Raw genomic sequence first — 17,800 nt, forward strand, 5'->3', positions numbered from 1 at the left:
TCTTTACTCCGCTGCCGTCCGGGCCACCAACTCTGGCAGCGCATTTTGGGCGAACAGTTCATCAAAGCTTGGAATTGTACCAAGCGCGTTCCGGTTTTTGGTGTCCTGATGCAGGATCCAGCTGTAGGTCCCGGGGCTGTCCATGCTCAGGATGTTGCGCATAGACAAAGCCCGCTTGAAGTCGCTCAGTCGTTTGTGAGCTACCAGCGTCGCCAAACCGAGGTCGTCGTAGTCATTCACAGCTTTCTTGGCGTGTTTGGACAGGGCGAGCATCAGGCTAAAGTCCTCAGTCAGCACCAAATTGCGTGCGGCTTTATCCAACGCCAGTCGATCCGCTGTTTTTCCGATGCGTTTGGCGGCGAGGGTCTGCGCCATTTCCAGCACGGAATAACTGTTGATGAGACGGAACATTTCTTCCGTATCCATTTCGCCGTAGTCCGGAGTCACCCCTTTGTGAACGGGACTGCCGGACTTCCATGCTTTCTTGAGCGCAGAAATCTGATGTTCGGCCAAGGCTGTCGAGAGCTCTTCCACCAGATCCTTGCGGCTCTTGGATTTGAGTATCTCGTCGGCGTCCTGATACTGCAGCAGTGCCTTTGGCATGACCCAGGCCATGTGTTTTTGCGCGTCTTCCCAATTGGATAGCAAGTCCCGCGCCTTGGCAGAGCCTGTGGCCTCGTGGTGCCAGTTAAGCAACTGATACACCGCATCCCGATGAACGGTAGCCTCTTCAGACCCGTCGACCAATGTCCCCATGAAGACAGAGTCATGGCTGATCATTTCAGCCAGCCGACCTTCTGGGTCATATTGATACGCGAAACCTCCAGACATGCCATTGCCATAGCCCTTGGAAAAATCGCCGAGATTCAAGATCGCACCGTTGGTCATATATTCGGCGCAGAAATCACCAACGCCCTCGACAACAGCAGTTGCACCAGAATTGCGCACTGCAAAGCGGTCGCCGGCTTGCCCTTCGATGAAAGTCCGTCCGCCGGTTGCGCCAAACAGGGCAAAGTTGCCGATCAGTACGTTTTCCTTTGCTGAGCCGCCGCCGGGGGAGCGGACGATGATCTCACCGCCACAAGCCCCTTTACCGACACCGTCATTACATGTGCCGGTGTGTTCCAACATCATGCCGTCGTTGCAGAAGGCTCCGAAACTTTGCCCGGCTGAGCCGCTTGTCACCACACGAACGCTGCGCGGGTCTAAGAAGCGACGCCCGCGCACATCTTGGTGGGCGGCAGAAGGTCGCGTTTCAAGCTCGTGGTTGAGCATGCGTTCAATATCGATCGCAAGTTGTCCGCCTACAGATTTGTTGCGGTTGTTGAGCGGTGCGTTAGGACGCAGTTCGATCTGGCTTTCCCCGCCAGCGATCAACCGCGTGCGCATTTGTTCCAGAAGGATGTCATCCACCGCAAAATCGCGCTCCAGATACACCGGATCTTCAACCGGGTTTTCCGGCACATGGGTGAGCATTTCGCGTAAATTAAGCTGTCCGACCGCAGAAGGGTGGTCTAGCAAATGCAACAGATCACTGCGCCCCCGCGCCTCTTCAAGGCTTTGGAGCCCAAGTTCGGCAAGAATTTCACGGGTTTCATGCGCGATATTCAGAAGGTATTGCGCCAGCGCACGTGGGTCGCCATCAAATACTTCTGGATTGGTGGTCAGCCCTGCCGGACATTTCACGTTGCAATTTTTGGCCATCACGCATTTCAGCATCATCAACGCTGTCGTGCCAAACTCAAAGCTGTCACCGCCCATAAGCGCAGCCTTAACCACGTCAGACCCGGTTTGCATGGCGCCGGAGCACCGCAGCTTCACCTTTTGGCGAATACCATTGGCACAGAGCGCCTGATGCACTTCCGCGATGCCAATTTCCGCTGCGCGCCCCGTATATTTCAGCGAAGTGACCGACGCTGCACCGGTGCCCCCGGTGCTGCCAGCAACGTTGATGACATCCGCACCCGCTTTGGCAACACCCACCGCAATGGTACCGATGCCCTCAGAAGACACGAGTTTTACAATCACTTTCACGCGCGCCGCTTTTGCATCGTGAATGAGCTGTCCCAGATCCTCGATTGAGTAGGTATCGTGGTGGGGTGGTGGGGAAATCAGTTCTACACCGGGTGTGCCGCCGCGCGCGGCAGCAATCTCGACGGTAACTTTGGGTGCGGGCAGCTGACCACCCTCCCCTGGTTTGGCGCCTTGACCAATCTTGATTTCAATTTCTTCAAGATTTGGCTCAGCGAGATAGCCTGCCCAAACGCCAAAACGACCAGATGCGAACTGTTTGATTTTGGAAGCCCGGATGGTCCCGTAGCGGCTGATATGCTCTCCACCCTCACCGGAGTTCGACATGCCGCCAACCATATTTGTGCCATGGGCCACCGCCTCATGTGCGGTCGCAACAAGCGCCCCATGGGACATTGCACCGGACGCCAGACGTGGTGTGATCGCAGATGCGGGTTCCACGGCATCCAGCGGCAACTTATCTGGTGCTGGTCGGATGCGAGACACATAGTCAAGCGCCCAGTCTTTCACCGTCACCACAAGCGCGCCGCCAGTGACTGTGTGGTCCAGAACATCCTCGCCAAAGCGGGCAACCAAAGTTTGACGCAGAGCGTCAAGGCGTCCGATATCGTTTGCTTTTGGGCCAGTGAGCCGCAGTTGGTATTGCCTCTCACCGATCTGTTCTACCTGCAGGCCTCGGATCACGAAATCTCTGTTGCCGGCTCGGTTAAAGAGCATCATTTCCTTTTTTATATCAGCGACTTTATCAAGGAAGGTGATGTCAGCCGGGAAGGCCAATACGTCGCGAAGCGCTGCGGGGCGTTTATGGCGCTCTTCGTTCATCTGCCGGCTGAAATCACGATATCCGGGAGTGATCTTGAAGCTGTCGATCTGCGCCTTACTCAACTTGTCAAAGCTCGTATTGACATAGCCAGCATCCGAGATGCCAAAGGCATCATCCATCTGGCGCAGGGTCAGCAAGCGGAACGGGTCGTTTTCTCCCTCCCCTTCGGCAAAACTGATCGGCTCTTCAGTAAGATCCACAAAACCACGCACTGCGCTGGTACCATAGCTGTGTCCTGCACCCTCAGACCGCTCCTTAAACAAGCCAAGCATTGGTACATCATCGGCGCTCTTCACAGTCAGTGCGCGGTCATGCCAATCAGCCACGGACTGCGCGATGGTTTCAAACCTCACACCGCCCACCGGCGTTTTCATATTGGGCAGATATTTCTTGAAAACACGATCATTCGTGTCAAGGAAGTTGGGTTCAAAGAACTCGCCACCCGAATAGCTTTCCACGGTGCATAGGCCCACTTTACCCATGGTTTTCATCAGGGCTTTTTCTGCGGCCTTCTTGAATTTACCGTAAGCCTCGGTACATCCATCGCCTTCGCCAAACAATTCTTCAGCGCGCATCCGCACACCCAGTGGGTAAACCGCCGCCGCGCCAAACCCAAGCGCGCAGGCAATATGATGTGATGAGGCGATTTGACCGCTTTCCACCACGAGGGACACTTTGAAGCGCAGCCCCTCTTCGATCAGACGCTGGTTGATGGCCGAGACCGCCAGCGTCATCGGCATTGCTGCTTTCTCGCGGCTGATATGTCGATCCGTTACAATCGCAATACCGCCTTTGTCTCGTGCAAAGGCCACGACCTCTTCGGAGACCGCATCAATGGCCTCTTCAAGCGCTGTTTCATTGGCCGCTTGATCGCCGAAAACTGGCGTATAAAGCATATCAAACCGAGCCCAGGGCGTTTCTTCCTGCGCTTTGATTTTGAGCATATCCGCCATGCGCAAAACCGGCGAGTTGATCACAATCTGACGTGAACGCGAATGTCCGAGATGTGGTTTCTCCCCAAGGGCCACACGCAAAGTCATGCCATCCGCTTCGCGGATCGAATCCAGCGGCGGATTTGTGACCTGCGCAAAACGCTGACTGAAGTATTTTGCGACACCGCCTTCATTGTCTGACAAGGCATTGATCGCGTTGCCGTATCCCATGGCCGAAACTTTCTCGACCCCGGTTTGCAACATCGGATCCATCAGGAATTTGAAGCTTTCCTGATTGAGCGTATAGGCCACGTAGCGTGCGGCACGTTCCAGATCGCCTTCATAGCGGCGCGCCGCAACTTTTGGATCGACATCTGCCTCAGGAAGACTGTCAATCGTAATCCGTGCCGCTTCTAGAAGAGCCGTGTAGTCTTTCTGCGCCGCGAGCCTCTCCAACGCGTCGACAGTCTCATAGATACGACCTTCAGTGTGATTGTAGTAAATCATGCCGCCTGCTTCGACGCGCCCACGCCGGATCACCTCTTCAGGCGGCAGATAAAACTGCCCCGCCTCAGACATAACTGCGAGGTAGTCATCGGTTTCGACACTCCTGAGGGGCCGTAGGCCCAATCGATCGAGTCTTGCGCCAATGATATTGCCATCACCGAAAACCAGCGCCGCGGGCCCATCATTTTTCTCTTCAAAGAGAGAGAAATACTCCAGCATGGACCGCACATCATTTGACAGGCGGGTGTCGTTCTCCCAAGCTGGAGGCATCATCGCAACAACAGCGGTCACAAGATCCAACTGTTCATCATACACACGCGCATTCAGCGTCTGATCCAAGCGGCAGCTGTCTGATTGGCCCTTCGGGCGCACGATCGCCTTTGAACGCGCCAGAGCCACTGCCGCCTCGCTCAACCGGTTTTTCTTGTCCGTGTTCAACTCACCGTTGTGCGCCATCAAGCGGAAAGGCTGTGCCATAGAGGGGTGCGGATCTGTATTGGTGGAAAACCGCGTGTGGAAATACATTGTATGAACCGCATGGTCCGGGTCGGATAAATCCTTGAAATACGGAATGATCTCCCAGGAATTCAGGCGGCCTTTTAAAACTTGCGTCCGCGCAGAAAGCGACAGCGGATAAAGACCATCAAGCGCAGGTGTGGTGTATGCGACGGCCTCAATCGCCAAGAGGGCGCGATGAATGGCTTGATCAAGGTCGGCTGCATTGACCGCCTTACGAGGCTCAAAAATCCACTGCTGGATAGGCAATTGCCATTTCACCGCCCGCGCACCAATTGCAGTGTTATCCACGGCAACTTCGCGCGTTTGCAAGATCTCAAAACCTTCGTTCTCAAGACAGGCTATTACTAGCTGTGCGGCCGCTTCGTGCTGGCTTGCATCTGAAGGTAGAAAGAAGTTGCCTACACCAAACGCCCCTGCCTTCAGCGGCTTGCCAACGAGCTTACTGAAGTAGCCCAGCGACAGATCAACCGAGATCCCCGCCCCATCGCCAACCCCTTCCGAAGACATACCGCCACGATGCGGCACAGCGCATAGCGCCTCGTGTCCTTTTTCCAACAAGGCATGAGTTTGTTTGCTGTCCTTACGTGTCAGGAAGCCAACGCCGCATGCGCTATGTTCAAGTGTGGGGTCATAAAGGCCGGTGTTTTGGATCATGTTGTCAGATGGCTCGCAGTTTGGCAGTCGGACAGTCCCCTTAAAAAGGAGAAAAACCGTTCGGATGATATGGGGAGAGCCTGGCGGACAGATGTTTCACGCAGTGCGAGATCTGTTTGCTGGATGACGCCTTCTATCGCGAAGTTGCGCAACTTTCAATCGCGACGTTGCTGTAAACTTTTCATTTCTCTTAATTCAGCATTTGCAGAGCTCCATTCAGCTTATTCTGAGGATCACTGGTGCAAAAATTGCCGGACACTTCGCAAAGGTTGCCGTCCTCTTGCCCGGTGCACGTATCTCCGGCAGACTGAGCCTATCGAGCGTACTTTTGGAGGAGTATCTCATGCCGTTAGACAAGATCGAAGAACGCCCAGAAGACGGCAAAATCGCCCCTCCCAATCGCCAACCCAAGATCAACAAAGTGACAGTAGGTGATATCCACCTATCACTGGCCGCTGGGATGCGCGATTTTTGCGCGCGTCCCGTGATGAGTGCCTTCTTCGGTTTTTTCTACGCTGCTTTTGGCGTTTTATTTGTTTGGTGCTTATTTGGGCTCGGCAAAGTGTGGATGATTGTCCCTGCGGCGGTGGGTTTCCCGCTGGTGGCACCCTTTGCTGCCGCTGGCCTATATGAGATGTCCCGACGCATTCACCAAGGGTCGTCTTTTGGCTGGCGAGATATTTTTTCGGTCATTGTGAGGCAACGAAAAAGAGAGATGGGCTGGATGGCATTTGTCACCCTCTTCATCTTTTGGGTCTGGGTTTACCAAATCAGGTTGTGGCTTGCGATTTTGCTACAAGGCTCGTCCTTCTCCGATCTAGAGGGATTTCTTCGTATCGTCTTTTTCACCCCGCAGGGATGGATGTTCCTCGCGATTGGTACGCTTGTAGGTGCTGCTCTTACGGCTGTCCTGTTTTCTGTGACTGTTGTTGCGATGCCGATGCTGTTGGATCGCGAGATCGACTTTGTAACTGCGATGATCACATCAATCCGCACAGTCGCAGCAAGCCCATTGGTTATGCTTTCATGGGCAGCCATAGGTTCGGTGGTCTTAATTGTATCACTGTTGCCTGCGTTTCTGGGACTTATCGTGACTTTGCCGGTCCTCGGACATACAACTTGGCACCTTTACTTGCGAGCGGTGGCAGCACCCGATCCATAAATTTCAAACGCGAACGCCAAAAACGCAAACCAGTTCCGCACGCTGAAAACGCCTGAGAGCTGCGCAATGCTCTCCATCAACAATCTAAAGCAACGAATGCTGAGCCTCCAATGACCCACCCTGCCCCTACTCTCTTTTCAACGGTTTCGCAGGATTTCATTCAGGACTGGCTCGCCGCGCTTGAGACGTTGTGTTCAGCATCTCATCTGCAATCGCTTTTGGAGCGCTCTGATCTGCCACCATTTGATGCAAACTCCCAGAGGCGTGTTACTTTGGATCAGATCGTGCGCCTCTATCAACTCGCTGCTGTAGAAACCGAAGACGAAATGATGGGCTTGTGGTCTCGACCAATTCGGCCACGGGCATTGCAACACCTTCTTACTTCTGTGCGTGAAGCGACATCGCTCTCTTCTGCGCTTTATCGGTTTTCAACATTCTGGAATCTACTGCTAGATGATTACCAATTCTCCCTGAGCGAACGTGAAGAAACCTTGGTGCTTCAACTTGAGCCGCAGGACAGCCAACCGCCGCAACGATTTGGGCATATGCTGATATTAAAATTAGCTCATGGTCTGCTGTCTTGGCTGGCGCGTCATGAGGTTGCTGTGCACGCCGTGACCTTCGCCTTTGAACTGCCAAATTTTGAAGAGGACTATGCTGTCATTTTCCCGGCTCCAGTTTGTTTTGGGTGCACAAACACAAGTATTGCCTTTGACAAAACAGTTTTGGGGCCAGTGCACTTTCGCAGTGCGCCAGACCTTGGTGTGTTTTTAGAAAATGCCCCGCGAGATTGGATCTTCACGCGCTCAAGCGCACACACGCAAGCCCTGCGCGTACGTAGCTTTCTTGTAGCCACCGAGTGGAGTGAAGCAAATCTAGCCAATGCCGCGCACGCCTTGCATATGACACCTCGCACCTTGATGCGACGGCTCGACACTGATGGCACGTCTTTCCAACTGATCAAGGATGCGCTGCGTCGAGACATTGCGATAGGAGATCTCCAGGCGGGTGACAAAACCATAGACGCTATCGCTCATGATCTGGGTTTTTCATCTGGTGCCAATTTCCACAAAGCGTTCCAAAAGTGGACGGGCAACACACCAAACTCCTATCGAAGACGTACGATCCCAGCTGCCTAATTTGTCACTTTTGGAAAGGATGATGTCTGGTCCTGAGATGGTTCGCGGCGAACTTAGCATCTAACATACTGCGAAAGCACGCTCATTAGAGAGATTGCATTGGAGTATGCGCCAAGTGACTTGGCGCAATCAAACATTATTACTTAAACAAGGACCTCAGCATGTCAGACAAACTCGCCCACATCCTCGCTGCCGCGCAGAACCATGCAACTCAAATAATTTCGCCAAATGTCGATGCTTGGAACGCAACAGGCGCCTGGCCTCGCGACGCATCTGATCTTGCAGGGAAAGCTGGCCTCACCGGCCTTTACGCACCAGAAGAATGGGGCGGACAGGGCCTCTCTCTCGCGGAGGGCATTCAGGTCTACGAACAGTTGGGCGTGGGCGACGGGGCCTACGCCTTTGCGCTCTCAATGCACAACATCTGCACCTATGCTGGCTGTGGTTACGGTACAGACACATTCAAAACAAACTGGGCGAAAGACCTGACCTCGGGGCGCAAACTCGCCAATTTCGCCCTAACTGAGCCTCAGTCTGGCTCAGATGCTGTGACCATGTACACCCGCGCGAACGTCAATGGGGATGGGACTTGGACCATCAATGGAGCCAAAGCTTGGGTGAGTTTGGCAACCGAAGCAGATATCTATTTTACCGTCGTCAAAACAAGTGACGCGCCCGGCCACAAAGACATGGCGATGATCGCCATACCCGCCGACGCGCCCGGTGTCAGCTTTGGTCCGCGCTACGACACAGCCTCCTACAATTTTCTCCCACTGGCTGAAATGTACTTCGACAATGTAGTGGTGAGCGAAGACAATATCATTCTGCCAATCGGTCAGGGATTTCAGGGGTCTCTCATGGCCATCGACATTGCGCGCGTATCGATTGCCTCAGGTTGCTGCGGGTTGATGCAAGCGGCTCTGGACACTGCGCTTTCCTATGCCAAAAATCGCAAAATGTTTGGTGGCAAGAACCTCGATCTTGATGGGATCCAGTGGATGCTGGGCGAAGTTGCCACAGATCTAGAAGCCTCCAAGCTGCTTTATCGCAAGGCAGCCGAGGCTCTGGGAACGCCTGAGGGTCCTTTGATGGCGGCGCATGCCAAGCGCTTTGTTCCTGATGCGGCCGTTAAAGCTGCCAATACCTGCACCCAAGTGCTTGGGGGTGTGGGCCTTTTGCAGCCTTATGGGCTGGATCGCTTGTCGCGTCTTGCGCAAATGCTGCGTATTGTTGACGGGACAACCGAGATCAGTCGTGTTGTGATTGGGCGCGCACTTCAGAAGCGCGCAGCAGGCTTGCCTGATCTGCCTGTTCCGAAAGGCTTCGGTGAAGCCGATGAGGGCACTTCCGCTGTGGCGGCTCAATAGACCGGGCGGCTGCCCAAACACTTACCCAGATGCTCCGCACCCACATCAGCCAACTGCAAAGCTGGCTGGTGTGAGCGTAAGCAATGAATTCAAATTGACATCAAGGCTCAGAGCACTCCGATCTCAGCCAATGCTCGGTTCAGTTCATCCGGCAAGATATCGTCATTTGCGCGGCTCACAGGTAAATCTGCGGGCGCATCCTCAAGCTTCAGGTACCGCCACCCTTGAAAGGGACGCTTGAGTGCGGCTTGAGTAAGATAAATCTCTGGATCGAGTACGATTGCACAGCGACGAACACCATCTGCCCCGGTCATTTCGTCTAGCCTTACTATGCGCTGGCGACACTGAATGCTGCCTTTGATCACCCAATAGATCGAACCGCCGTTCAAAATCTCAGACTCGCGCTTTGGCCACATACGCGTGATATGTCGTGGCAGCCCATCTGGGAAACTCGCGGCATATGTGTGCTGCCATGCGATAAGCGTTTCAGGACTTTCCGAGCCCACAGAGAGTTTTACAAGATGGACAACTTTATCCACAGCTTTCCCACAGTTTTATGCACCGACACCACATTATATAGTGTAAGGTCGTGCCTTCAATATCAAAATAAAGCATTCCCGGTATAAGCTTTGGTCCATTTAGCGTTGTCACCCAGCGCCACTTTGCTATAGAGTGGCCCCCCTAACCATCATTGCAGAACAGCCGAGGACGCCAGGATGAGCCGTTTCGCCGCCCCTATTGCCGAGCAAATCTGGGATATGAAGTATCGCTTCAAAGAGGCGGATGGCACACCGATTGATTTGTCGGTAGAGGACAGTTGGCGGCGCATTGCCCGAGATCTGGCGCGCATCGAAAAAGACCCGGCCAAGTGGGAAGACAAATTCTACGCCGCGCTGGAAGACTTTAAGTATCTGCCAGCTGGCCGCATCACCGCAGGTGCAGGCACCGCGCGTCAGGTGACACTGTTCAACTGCTTTGTGATGGGCACGGTTCCTGACAGTATGTCCGGCATCTTTGACATGCTCAAAGAGGCGGCGCTGACCATGCAGCAGGGCGGCGGCATCGGGTATGATTTCTCCACCATTCGTCCGCGCGGCGCGGATGTGAAAGGTGTGGCGGCGGATGCTTCTGGCCCGCTGTCGTTCATGGATGTTTGGGATGCGATGTGCCGCACCATCATGAGCGCGGGCAGCCGCCGTGGCGCGATGATGGCGACCATGCGCTGTGACCACCCTGATATTGAGCATTTCATCACAGCGAAGTCCGATCCGGCGCGTCTGCGGATGTTCAACATGTCCGTGCTGGTGACCGATGCGTTTATGGAAGCGGTGAAGGCGGATGGCCCTTGGGAGCTGGTTTTCAAAGACCGCGTGTATCACACGGTTCAGGCGCGTGATCTGTGGAACAAGATCATGCAGAGCACCTATGATTATGCCGAGCCGGGCGTGATCTTCATCGACCGCATCAACCAACGCAACAATCTGAGCTATGTCGAAGAAATCGCGGCGACCAACCCGTGCGGGGAGCAGCCGCTGCCGCCATATGGTGCCTGCCTCCTCGGCTCGATCAACCTCGCGCGTCTGGTGACCGATCCGTTTGAGGCGGCGGCCGAGCTGAATGAGGCGGCGCTGACCGAGCTGGTGGCTACCGCTGTGCGGATGATGGACAATGTGGTGGATGCCTCCAAGTTCCCGCTGGAGCAGCAGGCGCAGGAAGCTCAAGCCAAGCGCCGTATTGGCCTTGGCGTGACCGGTCTGGCAGATGCGCTGTTGATGCTGGGCCTGAAATACGGCACCGAAGAAGCCGCAGCTCAGACCGAAGCCTGGATGAAAGCGATTGCGCGCGCGTCCTATCTGGCGTCGGTGGATTTGGCCAAGGAAAAGGGCGCGTTCCCGCTCTTTGACAAAGAGAAATATCTCGCCGGCGGCATGGTGCAGGATCTGGATGAGGACGTGAAAGCGGCGATTGCAAAGCATGGCATCCGCAACGCACTTTTGACCTCGATCGCGCCGACCGGCACGATCAGCCTTTATGCGGGCAATGTCAGCTCTGGCATCGAGCCGGTGTTTGCCTATGCCTACACCCGCAAAGTTCTGCAGAAAGACGGCTCCCGCACCGAGGAAGAAGTTGTTGATTATGCAGTGCAATTGTGGCGCGACAAGTTTGGCGACAAAGAGCTGCCCGACTACTTTGTGAATGCGCAAACTCTGGAGCCAGCCGCGCATGTGCGCATGCAGGCGGCGGCGCAGAAGTGGATCGACAGCTCGATTTCCAAAACTATCAACTGCCCCGAATACATCAGCTTTGCTGCGTTCAAAGACGTCTATATGCAGGCGTGGGACACCGGCTGTAAGGGGTGCACCACGTACCGTCCAAACGAAGTAACCGGCTCAGTTCTGACCGTTTCCGAAAGCGATGAGAAGGCACCGGGCGAACAGCCCGCCGATCAAGTGGCCGACAGCGGCGAAGTGATCTATATGAGCGAGCCGCTGGAGCGCCCGCAGAGCCTTGAAGGGGCGACCTACAAGCTCAAGTGGCCCGACAGCGAGCATGCGATTTACCTGACCGTGAATGATGTGATCATCAACGGCCGCCGCCGCCCGTTTGAGGTGTTCATCAACTCCAAGAACATGGAGCATTACGCCTGGACTTTGGCACTCACCCGGATGATTTCGGCCGTGTTCCGTCGCGGTGGCGACGTGTCCTTTGTGGTGGAAGAGCTGAAAGCGGTGTTTGACCCGCGCGGCGGCGCCTGGATGGAAGGCAAATACATCCCCTCCATTCTCGCAGCCATTGGCGGCGTGCTGGAGCGCCACATGATCACGATCGGCTTCATAGACGGCGAAGGCATGGGGCTGAAGGCTGACCCAAAGGCTCAGGCTGTAAGTGTCGGCAACACTCCACGCGGCAAAGCCTGCCCTTCTTGCGGGGACTTTTCTCTGCAAATGGTCGAGGGTTGCATGACATGCACCAGCTGCGGCTACAGCAAGTGCGGGTGATATGAACGCCTGCTAGTCTAGTTTCGTGTGAAAGCTCACATCATCTTGGATTTTAGCGGGCATTTCTCGTAACTCTTACCTTAAAGTGTTGATCACCGCTCCGAAGAGCGGTGGCATTTGGGCAGCGATATCTACTGCGCTCACTTGGAACATATAGCTGTCGGCCACATCAGAAGGGCTAGGAAACGGGATACCTCAGGTCGCTGTAAAATTTACTTTCTGCAGCCTACTTTCAATAAAACAGGCGCCTCAAGTCCAGCTTCCAAAAGGTTGAGAGCGTCGTTGGAGCCCGATTAGCGTCCGCTCAGATAGCCAAACCCATGGATAGACAAGAACCAGTGCAGGACGAGAGTAAAATCCAAATCGCGAAATGTACCGAAAACCGTGATTGCGTCGTAACAGGTTGTCAAAAACGTAGGTTGTTCTTGGTGTGTTCAGGGTAAATAAAACCCCGTAAAACCTCAATCTCTCCATGTAATTAAGGTATTCAGGGTCATTTAATAGAAATTAAATGGTGCGGTCGAGAAGACTCGAACTTCCACTCCGGTTAAGGAACAGCGACCTCAACGCTGCGCGTCTACCAATTCCGCCACGACCGCACTTGCCCTGGTGGGTGAGGGCCTGATACCGAGGCGCGCGAGGGATGTGAAGCGAAAAATGATGTTATCCACATTTTTTTTGAATGCAGTGATGCGGCACAGAAAAATCGCAGTTAACGACGACAGGATATGGCGCTTCCCATTCATGAATTGAAGCTTCGCCGAAAATCGCTTACGTGGCTTGTGACACCTAGGAAGGCCTGCACAGATGGTAGAATGGATTCATAGCGACGGCTTGATCGCCTACGAAACTGCTCTGACTTTCATGGAACAACGCGCAAATGCAATTGCCGCTGGCGACGCAGATGAGTGCATTTGGCTGCTGGAGCATCCTGCGCTCTATACTGCAGGCACTTCTGCCAAGATCGAAGACCTCGTTGAGCCAGATCGCTTCCCTGTTTATGAGGCCAAACGAGGGGGCGAATACACCTACCATGGCCCTGGACAACGCGTGGTTTACGTCATGCTAGATCTGAGCAAACGTGGACGCGATGTGCGTGCCTTTGTCAAACAGCTCGAAACCTGGGTGATCGAGACACTTGCAGAATTCAATCTACGCGGCGAAATCCGGGATGGGCGCGTTGGCGTTTGGATCGAGCGGGATGACAAACCCTTGAACGCAGATGGCTCCAAGGCCGAAGATAAGATTGCTGCGATTGGGATCAGGTTGCGCCGCTGGGTTAGCTTTCATGGTATCTCAATAAACGTGGAACCAGATCTCTCTCACTTTGGTGGAATTGTGCCCTGCGGCATCTCACAGCACGGTGTCACATCTCTGGTCGACTTGGGCTTGCCGGTCTCTCTGGATGATGTCGATGTTGCTTTGAAGCGCAACTTTGATCTGGTGTTCGCCGAGCCTTCCGACGAAACACCGTCATAGAACTGAAGCGATATTGAGTGTTGCAACGGTCCCACGCTTGATGTGCTGTTGAAAGCACCACACTGGAGCGCCCGATTGTCGCGGTGTCTCGCAATTGCAGTTTTGGAGCCTATTTTAAGTTGCACTTGCGGGGCCATTAAGGGACAGACTTGTCTCGGACAACGCGCCAAAGACACATTCTAATAGAGGTGACTTTTATGAAGTTCCTAGCACCAGCTATCGCGGCCCTGATGGTCGCTACGCCAGTTCTCGCCGAAGGCGACGTGGACGCAGGCGAAAAAGGTTTCAAAAAATGCAAAGCATGCCACACGATCACAACCCCAGACGGGGAAGTGCTCTATAAAGGTGGCAGAACGGGCCCCAACCTCTACGGGGTGATTGGCCGTACTGTTGGCGCCGAAGACTTCAAATATGGCGCAGGTCTTCAGGAAGCCAATGCAGCTGGTGCTGTTTGGACAGAAGACACATTGGCAGCCTACGTAGTCGATCCGAAAGCTTGGCTGGCCGACAATGGCTATGCAACCAAATCGAAGATGACCTTCAAACTGAAAAAAGGCGGCGCAGACGTAGCGGCTTATCTGGCCTCTCTCGCACCTGCTGCTGAATGATTAGCAGTCCGCCTCGCGGCAATTTCACTGATTGAAAACCAAAGCCCCACGTCAACTGAATGACGTGGGGCTTTTTGTTTGTGTGAGCGAGGGGAAGATGGCTCCCCCTCCCCTGTCCTGCCGAGCTTATTCCAGCTCGACCAGTAAGTCTTTGGCGTCGATTTGCCCACCAGCGGCAACATGAACAGCCTTAATCACTGCGTCGCGTTCCGCGTGGATGCCCGTTTCCATCTTCATGGCTTCGATCGTCAGGAGCAAATCGCCTTCTTTGACTTGCGCACCGGCGGCCACTGCCACGGAGGCAACAACACCCGGCATTGGTGCCCCAATGTGATTTGCATTGCCTACTTCGGCCTTCAGGCGGGTCGCCGTTGAAGACTTAACCAATCGGTTTGGCACCCGGATCACGCGGGGCTGGCCGTTCAGCTCGAAAAACACTTTCACTTCGCCATTCTCATCGGTCTCACCAATGGCTTGCAGGCGGATTTCAAGTGTCTTGCCTGGATCAATCTCAGCGGTGATCTCTTCACCCGGCTCCATGCCATAGAAGAAGGTTCGTGTCGGCAGCGCCCGCACGGGACCGTACTGACGATGACGCCCCATGTAGTCGAGGAAGACCTTAGGATACATCAGATAGCCGTTCAGATCCTCGTCATCGACTGTGAAACCCTCAAGCTGCGCAGACAATTCGGCGCGGGTTTCTTCAAGATCAATAGGCTTCAGGTGCTTGCCGGGCCGGTCCGTGTTTGGTTTTTCGCCTTTCAGCACTTTGTCGATAATCGCAGACGGGAAGCCACCGTGTGGCTGGCCAAGATTGCCGCGCATCATGTCCACAACACTGTCTGGGAACGCCAGCTCGACGTTTGGGCTTTCGACTTCTTCGCGTGTCAGACCTTGGCTTACCATCATCAGCGCCATGTCACCCACAACTTTTGACGATGGCGTCACCTTCACAATGTCGCCGAACATCTGATTGACGTCCGCATAGGTCTGGGCAACCTCATGCCAGCGCTCCTCCAGACCTAGGCTGCGCGCCTGAGCTTTGAGGTTGGTGAACTGACCGCCGGGCATCTCGTGCAGATAGACTTCGGAGGCAGGTGCCGCCAAACCACTTTCAAAGGCCGTGTATTGTGCGCGAACACCTTCCCAATAGGCACTGATTTCGCGGATCGCACCAATGTCGAGACCTGTGTCACGCTCTGTGTTGCGCGTCGCTTCTACGATGGAGCCAAGACACGGCTGAGATGTACCGCCAGAGAAAGCGTCCATGGCCGCATCAACCGCATCCACACCGGCTTCTGCCGCGGCTAGAATGGTCGCGCCGGCAATGCCAGATGTGTCATGTGTGTGGAAATGGATTGGTAGGCCAACCTCTTCTTTCAGCGCCTTCACCAGCATGCGCGCAGAGGCCGGCTTCAACAGGCCTGCCATGTCTTTCAGACCCAGCACATGCGCGCCAGCGGCCTCAAGTTCCTTCGCCATGCCAACGTAGTAGTTGAGGTCATACTTGCTCCGCGCCGGATCAAGCAGATCACCAGTGTAACAGATCGTGCCTTCACAAATCTTGCCGCTCTCCACCACCGCGTCCATCGCGACGCGCATGTTTTCAACCCAGTTGAGGCTGTCAAATACGCGGAACACATCAACACCGGTTTCCGCTGCCTGTTTTACAAAGGCCTGCACCACGTTGTCAGGATAGTTTGTGTAGCCAACCCCGTTGGACGCGCGCAGCAGCATCTGTGTGAGCACGTTTGGCATGGCGGTGCGCAGGTCACGCAGACGTTGCCATGGGCACTCCTGCAGGAATCGGTAAGCCACATCAAAAGTCGCCCCACCCCAGCACTCGACAGAGAACAGTTCTGGCAGGTTGGCCGCGTAGCTTGGCGCAACTTTGATCATGTCGATTGACCGCATGCGCGTTGCCAGCAAAGACTGGTGACCATCACGCATGGTGGTATCGGTCAACAAAAGCTTGCTTTGCGCTTTCATCCAGTCAGCGACCGCCTGCGCGCCCTGCTCTTCCAACAGATTGCGCGTACCAGACTGCACCTCACCACGTTTGGCAGGCGGCAGAGGCGCCTTCAGATCTGCGGCCGGCATCGGGCGATCCGTGGTTTCCGGATGACCATTCACGGAAATATCCGCGATATAGGTCAGGACCTTGGTGCCACGGTCGCGGCGCTTAGCGAAACGGAACAGATCCGGTGTCTCATCAATAAACTTGGTGGTGTATTGATTGGACAGGAAAGTTGGGTGCTTAAGCAGGTTCTCAACAAATGCGATGTTGGTTGACACACCGCGCACACGGAATTCACGCAACGCGCGATCCATGCGCTTGATCGCTTTTTCTGGCGTCGGCGCCCATGCGGTCACTTTGGTCAGCAGGCTGTCATAGTACCGGGTAATCACCCCACCTGCATAGGCTGTACCACCGTCCAGACGGATGCCCATACCTGTAGCGGAACGATACGCGGTGATGCGGCCGTAGTCAGGGATGAAGTTGTTTTGCGGATCCTCTGTGGTCACACGCGTCTGCAGCGCGTGCCCATTCAGGCGAATATCGTACTGGCTGGACTTGCCGGTCGCCTCAGAAAGGGACTTACCTTCTGCGATCAGGATTTGCGCCTGTACGATGTCGATACCTGTGACCTCCTCGGTCACGGTGTGTTCCACCTGAACGCGCGGGTTCACTTCGATGAAGTAAAATTTCCCGCTGTCCATATCCATCAGGAATTCGACAGTGCCGGCGCATTCGTAGCTCACATGCGCACAGATCTTACGGCCAAGCTCGCAAAGCTCTTCGCGCTGCGCCTCAGACAAATAAGGTGCAGGCGCGCGTTCCACCACTTTTTGGTTGCGGCGTTGAACAGAACAGTCGCGCTCATAGAGATGATAGATATTGCCTTGCTGGTCACCAAGGATCTGCACCTCTACGTGACGCGCTCGGGTGATCATCTTTTCGAGATAACCCTCACCGTTGCCAAAGGCCGCTTCAGCCTCACGACGACCTTCCAGAACCTTTTCTTCAAGCTCATCTTCGCCATTGATCGGACGCATGCCGCGCCCACCACCACCCCAGGAGGCTTTAAGCATCAGAGGATAGCCGATCTCAGCGGCCTCTTTTTTGATGGCCTCCATGTCATCGCCCAGCACTTCGGTTGCCGGAATGACGGGGACACCGGCTGCAATCGCCACCTTACGGGCGGAGGCTTTGTCACCAAGCGCCCGCATGGTTTCAGCCTTAGGGCCAATAAATGTGATGCCATTGGCTGCGCAGGCGTCCACGAAGTCAGGGTTTTCTGACAGCAGGCCGTAGCCTGGGTGGATCGCGTCAGCCCCGCACTCTTTGGCGACGCGGATGATTTCATCGATGCTGAGATAGGCCGCAACGGGCCCCATCCCTTCGCCGATCCGATAGGCTTCATCCGCTTTAAAGCGGTGCAAACCGAGTTTGTCTTCTTCTGCGAAAACAGCCACGGTTTTTTTGCCCATCTCATTGGCGGCGCGCATTACACGAATGGCAATTTCGCCCCGATTGGCTATCAGGATTTTGGAAAATTCGGTCATGGGCAGGCTCCCC

At 54.8% G+C, this 17,800-nt stretch carries 9 protein-coding genes and 1 tRNA gene; 6 read left to right on the plus strand and 4 right to left on the minus strand.

What is annotated here, in order from left to right; genetic code table 11:
- Positions 1–3 precede the first annotated feature (3 nt).
- Positions 4–5,466, minus strand: coding sequence for a glutamate synthase-related protein (locus tag J7413_RS14790; protein ID WP_209099528.1), 5,463 nt, complete (start codon positions 5,464–5,466; stop codon positions 4–6).
- 343 nt (positions 5,467–5,809) lie between these two features.
- On the opposite strand from J7413_RS14790, the gene J7413_RS14795 reads away from it, so the two are divergent.
- From J7413_RS14795 to J7413_RS14805, 3 genes are all read left to right on the plus strand, one after another.
- The gene (locus J7413_RS14795; protein WP_209099530.1) at positions 5,810–6,628 is read left to right on the plus strand and encodes a DUF2189 domain-containing protein; all 819 of its coding nucleotides are present in this window, start codon (positions 5,810–5,812) and stop codon (positions 6,626–6,628) included.
- 110 nt (positions 6,629–6,738) lie between these two features.
- On the plus strand, positions 6,739–7,767 hold the full coding sequence (locus tag J7413_RS14800; RefSeq protein ID WP_209099532.1) for an AraC family transcriptional regulator: 1,029 nt from the start codon (positions 6,739–6,741) through the stop codon (positions 7,765–7,767).
- A 161-nt stretch (positions 7,768–7,928) separates the two neighbouring features.
- Positions 7,929–9,134: an acyl-CoA dehydrogenase family protein gene (locus J7413_RS14805; RefSeq protein WP_209099534.1), complete on the plus strand. Its 1,206-nt coding sequence runs from the start codon at positions 7,929–7,931 to the stop codon at positions 9,132–9,134.
- A gap of 107 nt (positions 9,135–9,241) precedes the next feature.
- On the opposite strand, the gene J7413_RS14810 is transcribed toward J7413_RS14805, so the two are convergent.
- On the minus strand, positions 9,242–9,673 hold the full coding sequence (locus tag J7413_RS14810; protein WP_209099536.1) for a DUF1489 domain-containing protein: 432 nt from the start codon (positions 9,671–9,673) through the stop codon (positions 9,242–9,244).
- 177 nt (positions 9,674–9,850) lie between these two features.
- Between J7413_RS14810 and J7413_RS14815 the strand changes: the two genes are divergently transcribed.
- Positions 9,851–12,133: an adenosylcobalamin-dependent ribonucleoside-diphosphate reductase gene (locus tag J7413_RS14815; protein WP_209099538.1), complete on the plus strand. Its 2,283-nt coding sequence runs from the start codon at positions 9,851–9,853 to the stop codon at positions 12,131–12,133.
- Positions 12,134–12,645: 512 nt separating this feature from the next.
- On the opposite strand, the gene J7413_RS14820 is transcribed toward J7413_RS14815, so the two are convergent.
- Positions 12,646–12,732 (minus strand) — tRNA-Leu (locus J7413_RS14820).
- A gap of 208 nt (positions 12,733–12,940) precedes the next feature.
- Here J7413_RS14820 and lipB point away from each other — a divergent pair.
- Both lipB and J7413_RS14830 read left to right on the plus strand, forming a co-directional pair.
- Positions 12,941–13,612, plus strand: a complete 672-nt coding sequence (gene lipB, locus J7413_RS14825; protein WP_209099540.1) for a lipoyl(octanoyl) transferase LipB — start codon at positions 12,941–12,943, stop codon at positions 13,610–13,612.
- Between the two features lie 197 nt (positions 13,613–13,809).
- Positions 13,810–14,220, plus strand: a complete 411-nt coding sequence (locus J7413_RS14830) for a cytochrome C (protein ID WP_209099542.1) — start codon at positions 13,810–13,812, stop codon at positions 14,218–14,220.
- A 126-nt stretch (positions 14,221–14,346) separates the two neighbouring features.
- On the opposite strand, the gene J7413_RS14835 is transcribed toward J7413_RS14830, so the two are convergent.
- Positions 14,347–17,787: a pyruvate carboxylase gene (locus J7413_RS14835; RefSeq protein ID WP_209099544.1), complete on the minus strand. Its 3,441-nt coding sequence runs from the start codon at positions 17,785–17,787 to the stop codon at positions 14,347–14,349.
- Positions 17,788–17,800: the final 13 nt, after the last annotated feature.

The organism is Shimia sp. R10_1 (assembly GCF_017744095.1).
In the GTDB taxonomy this organism is placed as follows: domain Bacteria; phylum Pseudomonadota; class Alphaproteobacteria; order Rhodobacterales; family Rhodobacteraceae; genus Shimia.